7 protein-coding genes are annotated in these 6,458 nt (G+C 70.6%); all 7 read left to right on the top strand.

Going from position 1 to position 6,458, the window contains the following annotated elements; genetic code table 11:
• The first annotated feature begins 116 nt into the window (after positions 1-116).
• The 7 genes from IEZ05_RS35325 (at position 117) to IEZ05_RS35295 (ending at position 6,450) form a co-directional block, all read left to right on the top strand.
• Positions 117-761, top strand: a complete 645-nt coding sequence (locus IEZ05_RS35325) for an HAD family hydrolase (protein WP_189234421.1) — start codon at positions 117-119, stop codon at positions 759-761.
• A gap of 322 nt (positions 762-1,083) precedes the next feature.
• Positions 1,084-2,307 carry an MFS transporter gene (locus IEZ05_RS35320; protein WP_189234420.1) on the top strand — a complete coding sequence of 408 codons (1,224 nt, stop codon included), beginning with the start codon at positions 1,084-1,086 and terminating at the stop codon, positions 2,305-2,307.
• Positions 2,258-3,430, top strand: coding sequence for an acetoin utilization protein AcuC (locus IEZ05_RS35315; RefSeq protein ID WP_189234419.1), 1,173 nt, complete (start codon positions 2,258-2,260; stop codon positions 3,428-3,430). The genes IEZ05_RS35320 and IEZ05_RS35315 overlap by 50 nt, the downstream gene beginning before the upstream one ends.
• A gap of 371 nt (positions 3,431-3,801) precedes the next feature.
• Positions 3,802-4,617: a phosphatase gene (locus IEZ05_RS35310; protein ID WP_189234418.1), complete on the top strand. Its 816-nt coding sequence runs from the start codon at positions 3,802-3,804 to the stop codon at positions 4,615-4,617.
• 129 nt (positions 4,618-4,746) lie between these two features.
• Positions 4,747-4,959: a helix-turn-helix domain-containing protein gene (locus IEZ05_RS35305; protein WP_004984898.1), complete on the top strand. Its 213-nt coding sequence runs from the start codon at positions 4,747-4,749 to the stop codon at positions 4,957-4,959.
• A 109-nt stretch (positions 4,960-5,068) separates the two neighbouring features.
• Positions 5,069-5,167 (top strand): 30S ribosomal protein bS22, encoded by a 99-nt coding sequence (locus IEZ05_RS35300; RefSeq protein ID WP_003948845.1) that lies wholly within the window; start codon positions 5,069-5,071, stop codon positions 5,165-5,167.
• 221 nt (positions 5,168-5,388) lie between these two features.
• On the top strand, positions 5,389-6,450 hold the full coding sequence (locus tag IEZ05_RS35295; protein WP_189234417.1) for an NAD-dependent epimerase/dehydratase family protein: 1,062 nt from the start codon (positions 5,389-5,391) through the stop codon (positions 6,448-6,450).
• The last annotated feature ends 8 nt before the right edge of the window (positions 6,451-6,458 follow it).

The raw sequence follows: 6,458 nt of genomic DNA, 5'->3' as shown, positions 1-6,458 counted from the left end.
TTCAGCGCCGATGGTACTGCAGGGGGGACCCTGTGGGAGAGTAGGACGCCGCCGAACAATTTTTGGGAAAACCCCGCACCTTACGGTGCGGGGTTTTCTGCGTTTAGGGTCGTTGTATGCGCTACGAACTGATTGTCTTCGACAATGACGGTGTCCTCGTCGACAGTGAGCCGATCTCCAATCGGCTGCTGGCGGCCTATCTGACCGAGCTGGGGCACCCGACCTCGTACGACGAGTCGTTGCGCGACTACATGGGGGCCGCGATGCACCGGGTCCACGATCTGATCCTGGAGCGGTCCGGCCGGCGGCTTCCGGAGCACTTCGACGACGTCTTCCACGGACGGGTGTTCGCGGCCTTCGAGCAGGACCTGCAGCCCGTTCCCGGGGTCGTCGGTGTGCTGGAGAAGCTCGCCGCGGACGAGGTGCCGTACTGCGTGGCCTCTTCCGGGAGCCATGAGCGGATCCGGGTGGGGCACCGGAGGACCGGGCTGGACCGGTGGTTCGACGAGGCGCGGATCTTCAGTTCCGAGGATGTGGGCCGGGGCAAGCCGGCGCCCGATCTCTTCCTGCACGCGGCCGAACGGATGGGTGTCGCCCCCGAGCGGTGCGTGGTGATCGAGGACAGTGCGCTCGGTGTGCAGGCGGCGGTCGCGGCCGGGATGGACGTGTACGGGTTCACCGGGATGACGCCCGCCGCGAAGCTCGCCGGGGCCACTCGACTCTTCGGTGACATGGGGGAGTTGACCGACCTGCTCGTATGACCCGAGGCAGGGGCCCGCGCTGACATGTGTCATGCGTAGCTCCGGACGGTTGCTTCTACCGGGGGCGCCGCGAGGTGAACGGGCTGCCCGTGCTCATCCTCCTGGTGCGCCTCGCCGGGCTGCTGCTCAGTTTCGGGACGGGGGACGCCCGGCGTGAGGCCGCGTGGGAAAGGCTGCGTCGGGAGTCGCCGGCGTTCCGGCGGGCGGAGCTCAGGTTCACCGGGGTGTGGGGCACGGCGTTCGTCGAACTCGGCGAAGTTGAGGGGAATTCATCTTTGGCGGGATCTACCCACCAGTAAGCCCGGGCCCTACGCTCGCCGCCATGACAGATGTGCTGCGGCGCGGCAGGGCCTCGTTGGCGTTCGGCTTCTTCGCGCAGGGTGTCGCCTTCGCTCTGCTCGTGACGCGCATCCCGGCCATCCAGGACCGGTACGGCATCTCGGATGCGCTGCTGCCGGTCTTCCTGGCCGCGGTCCCGATCCTCGCCGGTGTGGGGAGCGTGGTGACGGAGCGGCTGGTGCGGCGGGTGCGGCCCAGTCGGGTGCTGCGCTGGTCCCAGCCCGTGGTGCTGCTGGCGCTGCTGGGCGTCGGCGCGGGGGACGCGATGGCGGGGCTGGCCGTGGCCCTGGCGGCGTTCGGGCTGGCGGTGGGGGCGCTGGACGCCTCGATGAACATGCTCGGGGTGAGCCTCCAGCGGGCGTACCGGCGGAGCATCATGCTCGGGTTCCACGCCGCCTACAGTCTGGGCGGGATCCTGGGGGCCTCGCTGGCGTGGGTGGGGGCGCACTGGGAGCTGGCGCTGTGGGTGTCGTATCTCCCGGCCGTGGCGGTGCTGTTGCCGGCCGCGCTGGTGGGCAGTCGGTGGTACGTCGACGGGGAGCGGACCGACGCCGGGGCGGAGGCGCCGGTGAGCGGGGGCGGTGGTGCGGGCGTCGGCTTCAAGGTGCTGTTGCCGCTGTGTCTGGTGATGACGTTCGCGTACATCGGGGACTCGACGGTCTCCAACTGGAGCGCGAAGTACCTCCAGGACGTGCTGGGTGGTTCGGAGCAGATGGCGACCGTTCCGTACAACGTGTACATGGTGACGACGCTGGTGGGGCGGGCGGTCGGGGACTTCGGGGTGCGGCAGCTGGGGGCCGTCGCGGTGGTGCGGGCCGGGGCGGTCGTCGCGGCGGGCGGGTTCGCGGTGGTGGCCGTGGCGCCGGGGGCCTGGGCCGGGATGCTCGGGTTCACGCTGCTGGGACTGGGGTTGTGTGTGCTGGTGCCGCAGACGTTCGCGGCGGCGGGGCGTTTGTTCCCCGGGGCGTCTGATGCGGCGGTGGCGCGGCTCAACGTCTTCAACTACGTCGGTTTCCTGATCGGTTCGCCGTTGGTGGGGGCGCTCGGGGACGCCTGGAGCTACCGCGGTGCCATGCTCGTGCCGATGGTGTTGGTGCTGGTGACACTGGTGTACGCCCGGTCGTTCGAGGCTCAACCGGACCGATACGGTGGCGGGCATGAGCGGCCGCGCACAGCTGATGTGGGACGAGGCAGTAACGGGCTATGACTTCGGTCCGGACCATCCGATGGACCCGGTCCGGCTCGCCCTGACGCGAGGACTGGTCGGTGCCCTGGGGCTCGACCGGGAGGTGGAGGTCGTCGCGGCCAAGGCGGCGGGGGAGTCGACGCTGCGGCTCGTCCACCGGGAGGACTACATCGACGCCGTGAAGGCGGCCTCGGCTGATCCGGGTGCGGCGGACGGGTCGTACGGGCTCGGGACGATCGACGATCCGGCGTTCGCGGGGATGCACGAGGTGTCCGCGCTGATCGCCGGACAGTCGGTGGGCGCGGCGGAGGCGGTGTGGCGCGGGGACGCGCTGCACGCGGTGAACTTCGCGGGCGGGCTGCACCATGCGATGCCGGGGGCGGCGTCGGGGTTCTGCGTCTACAACGACGCGGCGCTGGCGATCGCGCGGCTGCTGGAGCTGGGGGCCGAGCGGGTCGCGTACGTGGACGTGGACGTGCATCACGGGGACGGGGTGCAGGCGGCGTTCTGGGAGGATCCTCGGGTTCTGACGATCTCGCTGCACGAGCATCCGCGGTCCCTGTTTCCGCAGACGGGGTGGCCGGAGGAGACCGGGGCCGACTGTGCGGAGGGGTCGGCCGCGAACGTCGCGCTGCCCGCGGGGACCGGGGACGCGGGGTGGCTGCGGGCGTTCCACGCGGTGGTGCCGGAGCTGATCGCGGACTTCCGGCCGCAGGTGCTGGTGACGCAGCACGGGGCCGATACGCACTTCGAGGATCCGCTGGCGCATCTGGCGGTGTCGCTGGACGCGCAGCGGGCCGTGCAGGTGGCCTGTCACGACCTGGCGCACGAGTACGCCGAGGGGCGGTGGGTGGCGCTGGGCGGGGGTGGCTACGCGGTGGTGGAGGTGGTGCCGCGGTCGTGGACGCATCTGGTGGGGATCGCGGCGGGGCGGCCGGTGGAGCCGGAGACGGTGATTCCGGAGGGGTGGCGGCAGGAGGTGTTCGCGCGGACGCGGCAGTTGGGGCCGATGCGGATGACTGATGGGCGGTGGCCGGTGGCGTGGGCGTCGTGGGAGGCGGGGTACGACCCTGCGGATCGCTTGGATCAGGCGGTGGTGGCGGCGCGGCGGGCGGTGTTTCCGTTGCGGGGGTTGTTGGCGTGACGGTTTCTTCCGGCGTGCGGGGCGGGTGAGCCGGCCGGCTGTTGCCTTGGCTGCCGTGCCGGTGCCGGTGCCGGTGCAAGGCGGGGGTGGGTCGCGTGGCCTGGCGCTGCCGGGGTGCCCCCCACTCTCGGCTCCGCTCGAGCGGGGGGACTCCCACCGCCCACCCGTGCCGCCCCTGGGGGCACCTCCCAGGCCGTTCAGGCACCGGGGGAGGCACGACTGCCCGCAGCTGGGCGGGGCAGCTGCCCGCGGCTGTGCGGGGGCGACGAGGCGACCAGCGGCTTGGGCGGCATGACAGCGGTTACGCCGTCCGTGGGGAGATTGTGGGGATCTCGGGTTCGGGCGTGGGTGGGTCCGGCAGGATCGTGCGGGTGTTGAGCCGTGGAGCTCTTCGGGCTCATCTTCTGGATGTTCGTCTTGCCGGTGTGGTGGCCACTTCTCGGGAGGCGAGTCTGCGGAGTTACCGGTTGTTCGCCGCCCGGGATCCGCGGGTGCTGATCGGGATCGATCCGGAGGGCGACTGGGGGCAGCGGGAACTGCTCGGGCTGATGGCGCGCAGGTGTGGTGTTTCGGCCGACCCGCGGCATACTTCGGGCCAGGATGTGATCGACCCCGAGCGGACGCTGACCGCTCTGGACGCCTTCGCCGGGCGCCTGGCCGCGGTGGCCGAGCGTCGCGCTCCGGTCCTTCTCGGCACCGGGCACCCGCATCGGCTGCTCGGTTTCTACGTCGCCCTGGCAGACGCCCTGTCGGCGGCGGGATGTGCTGTCCTCACCCCGGCGCAGGGTCACTGTGTCGACATGACGACCCGGTTCGGTCTACGCACCTACAACCTCGAGTACGTCCGGGGAGTCGCGTTGGTGCGGGAAGCCGGCGCGGAACGCCCCGGTTGTGAGCCCGGCGCACACACGCACTCGCCGCTCCCGGTTCGGACCGCGCTGGCTGTGGCGGCCGACGCCGGCGGGCCGCTTCCCGAGTTGGTGATCGGGGACCACGGCTGGGTCTGCGGAGCAGGTCAGCTGGGGTTCGAGGCCATCGGGCCGGGCGATACGAACGATCCCGCGCTCTTCGTGGGGGAGGCCGAGGGGTTGGTGTCCGTCGCCGTTCCGCTTGATGACGGTGTGCGGCCCGAGTACTACCGGCCGCTCACCCGCTACGTACTCAATCGGGCGTGTCTGTCCCAGTAGGACGCCGATGCGTGCACCTCTTCCCCATTCGCATCACCCGCACCTACATTGGGGAGTGAGCACGCAGCGACGAAGAGTCACCGGAAGGGGAAGCCGGTGGCCGTCGAGTGCGGAAGGTTCAGGTGTGTCATGGCTGCAGCTGGCGAAAGGCCTCTGAACGAGGTTCAGTTCCTTACCGTGGCGGAGGTCGCCTCGGTGATGCGCGTGTCCAAGATGACCGTGTACCGGTTGGTGCACAGCGGTCATCTGCCCGCGATCCGGGTGGGACGGTCGTTCCGCGTCCCGGAGCAAGCGGTTCACGAGTACCTCCGCGAGAGCTATGTGGGGGTGGAAACGGCCTGACGACCTCGATTACGACCTCAGCGCTCGGGCGGGTAGGCTAGCCCCTCGTAGGTCGTGTGGGCCCATGGCGCCCAAACAACCGAGTGATGAGAAGTGAGCGAGGGTAGTCGTGGGCTCTGTTATCAAGAAGCGGCGCAAGCGGATGGCCAAGAAGAAGCACCGCAAGCTGCTCAAGCGCACGCGCGTTCAGCGTCGCAACAAGAAGTAAGCGACGCTGCGCCGTCAGCGTGTTCTGTGGCCCCCCACCGATTCGGTGGGGGGCCACAGTCGTATCCCGGGATCCTGCCGGGATCCTCGAGGCCGGGCGAGCGCGAATTCCCGTCACGTGCTGCATCCGACGGTCATCACAGCGCAACACCGACCGGCTAAGTTGGCCCGCAGGCGGGAACGCGGCAGGGTACGGAGTAGGGCGAGAGGAAGGCGCTGATCTTGGGCAAGGTCGTGCTCGTGACCGGGGTGGCCCGTCCGCTGGGAGGCCGGTTCGTCCGGCGGATCCAGCGTGATCCCGACGTGGACCGGGTCGTGGCCGTGGACGCCGTCGCGCCGGAGCACCATCTGGGCGGCGCCGACTTCGTCCAGGCCGACATCCGGCAGTCGGCCATCGGGCGGGTGCTGGCCGAGACGGGCGCGGACACGGTCGTCCACATGGACGTCACGGGCACCCCGCTGGGCAGCGGCAGCCGCACGTCGGTCAAGGAGACCAACGTCATCGGCACGATGCAGCTGCTCGGCGCCTGCCAGAAGTCGCCGACCGTGAAGCGGCTCGTGGTCAAGTCCAGTACGAACGTCTACGGTTCCGCGCCGCGAGACCCGGCCGTCTGTACGGAGACCACCGCGCCCAAGTCGCTGCCCAGCGGCGGATTCGCCAAGGACGCCGTGGAGGTCGAGGGGTATGTGCGGGGCTTCGCGCGCCGCCGGCCGGACGTCGCGGTGTGCGTGCTGCGATTCGCCAACATCCTGGGCCGGAGCGCGGACACGCCCCTCGCGTCGTACTTCGGGCTGCCGGTGCTGCCGACGGTGTTCGGCTACGACCCGCGGCTGCAGTTCGTGCACGAGGACGACGTGATCGAGGTGCTGCGGACCGCCTCGCACGAGCCGCGGCGCGGCACCCTGAACAGCGGCACCTTCAACATCGCCGGCGACGGCGTCCTGCTGCTCTCCCAGTGCTCGCGCCGGCTGGGGCGCCCCACGGTGCCGTTGCTGCTTCCGGCGGTCACCTGGGCGGGCTCCCTCGTGCGTACGCTGGGGATGACGGACTTCTCCCCCGAGCAGATCCGGCTGCTCACCCACGGGCGGGTCGTGGACACCACACAGATGCGCGAGACCCTGGGGTTCCGGCCGAAGTACACGACGGCCGGGACGTTCGCGGACTTCGTGCGCGGCCGCGGTCCCGGGCTGCTGCCGCCGGAGGCCCTCGCGGGGGCCGTCGACCGGATCGCAGAGCTGTCCCTGCGGGGCAGCGGCCACCTCCCGACGCAGAGCGCCAACTGAGGAGCGCA

It is taken from the genome of Streptomyces flaveolus, from assembly GCF_014648815.1.
Taxonomy (GTDB): Bacteria; Actinomycetota; Actinomycetes; order Streptomycetales; family Streptomycetaceae; genus Streptomyces; species Streptomyces flaveolus.
The sequence above is the reverse complement of the archived record's forward strand: the minus strand, read 5'-3'. Positions and strand labels throughout refer to the sequence as shown.

Bases quoted from the DNA above. Each gene is read 5' to 3' on its own strand.
- IEZ05_RS35325 (WP_189234421.1), top strand. From the start codon at position 117: ATGCGCTACGAACTGATTGTCTTCGACAATGACGGTGTCCTCGTCGAC.
- IEZ05_RS35320 (WP_189234420.1), top strand. From the start codon at position 1,084: ATGACAGATGTGCTGCGGCGCGGCAGGGCCTCGTTGGCGTTCGGCTTC.
- IEZ05_RS35305 (WP_004984898.1), top strand. From the start codon at position 4,747: ATGGCTGCAGCTGGCGAAAGGCCTCTGAACGAGGTTCAGTTCCTTACC.
- IEZ05_RS35315 (WP_189234419.1), top strand. From the start codon at position 2,258: ATGAGCGGCCGCGCACAGCTGATGTGGGACGAGGCAGTAACGGGCTAT.